This is a genomic window from Actinosynnema sp. NPDC023658, assembly GCF_040639995.1.
Taxonomy (GTDB): Bacteria; Actinomycetota; Actinomycetes; order Mycobacteriales; family Pseudonocardiaceae; genus Actinosynnema.
In genome coordinates this window covers 1-1,529 of the sequence record NZ_JBFAAX010001210.1, presented here as the reverse complement: position 1 = coordinate 1,529, position 1,529 = coordinate 1, and the positions used below count along the sequence as shown (strand labels likewise).

The following is a 1,529-nucleotide window of genomic DNA, read 5'->3' as shown; positions in this document are numbered from 1 at the left end:
GACAGGAACTGCTCCACCACGTCCGGCACGAGCTCGCGGACCCCGGGGAACCGGGTGTCGAACAGCTCGCGGACCGCGGACTCGGTGGTCAGCTCCGCCAGGCCGCCGGGACCGGTCAGCGGCAGGAACGCCGTCGCCGTCAGCGACCCGTTGATGTTGGGGTGCGCCACCACCAGCCCGTCGTGACCGGGCCACACGTGCAGCGCGTCGGGGGTGCAGCGCAGGTCGCCGGGACGTCCGGCCGGGATGGCGAACTCCTTGTAGCCCCAGGGCAGCGCCTTGTGGTGGATGTCCGCGGCCGTGCTGCGCACCAGGTGCGCGCGGGTGGCCGAGAACGCGCCGTCGGCCCCCACGACGAGGTCCGCCTCGGTGACCAGCTCGACGCCCTGGTCGTCGGTGAACCGGCACACCGGGCGCCGGTCGCGGTCGCCGCAGTCCAGCGCCGTCAGGCGGGTGCCGAAGTGGATCTTCACCTCGGGGTGCGACAGCGCCTCGGTCAGCAGCACGTCACCCAGGTCCTCGCGCAGCACCGACCGCAGCACCTGGTCTTCCGCCGTGCCGTAGGGCTGGAACGCCAACCGGCCGCCGCGCTGGTGCACGACCCGGCCGCGCATGGGCACCGCCACCCGCAGCACGTCCGCGAGCAGACCGACCTCGGCCAGCGCGGCGATGCCCCGCTGGGACAGCCCCAGGTTGATCGACCGGCCACCGGCGCGGGCGGTCACGCGGGGATCGGGCAGCCGCTCGTAGACGTCGACCCGGTGACCCATCCGCGCCAGGTGCACGGCGGTGAGCGTGCCCGCCAGACCGGATCCGACTACGACGACGTGCCGGGCGGTGCTCATCGGCCCCGCCGATCGTGCGCGTAATCGTTCAACCGCATTCTGTGACAGCCGGCGATTATTCCTCCCGGACGTTTCCTCCGGGACTGGTGAAAAGTCATCTGCACCACATCTCAACGCCTTCGGCAAATCGGACGGATCGGGTGTCGCGATAGGGAAACCAAATGTCGATCACCCTGGCGGAGTATGCGTCGCCGCGTCGAGCGTGCTGGAGGTGCCGGTGGCCGGACGCGATTGCGACGCTGTGACCAGCTACTTCGCTTGCGTCTCGGGCCAACCACACGGGTGGTATCGACCGTGTGCACCAATCCCCCTTGTTATATTTGCTGGCTATCTGGGCCGAACGGAGCACGTCTCTGCATCCCGTCATGGGATGGTTGCGGGACATTGGCCCCAGTAATCTGACCCGGCCGCGTGCTATTTCCCCGGGCGCTGGGCAGGTGTCAATCAACCAGGTTCCGGGGCGGGGAGCATCCGGGAAAACACGGTATCGGTGGGAGGGCTGTGCTGTGGTCGGTGGTGCATTCGTGGGCAGGTGCGCCCAGGTCGAGGAGTGCCTCGTCGGGGAACCCGTGTGGGTGGTGCTGGTCGCCGGACCACCGGGGGTCGGGCGCACCCGGTTGCTGGCGGAGGTCGCGGCGAGGACCGCGGCTCCCGTGCGGTTCGTCGAGGGGGGCGCGGTCGGCG

The 1,529-nt window shown here is 70.1% G+C and carries 1 protein-coding gene; it reads right to left on the bottom strand.

Annotated features, from left to right (window positions below; genetic code table 11):
- Positions 1–845: NAD(P)/FAD-dependent oxidoreductase (locus tag AB0G02_RS39610; RefSeq protein ID WP_360805494.1), on the bottom strand; the 845-nt coding region annotated here is incomplete at its 3' end.
- Between the last annotated feature and the right edge of the window lie 684 nt (positions 846–1,529).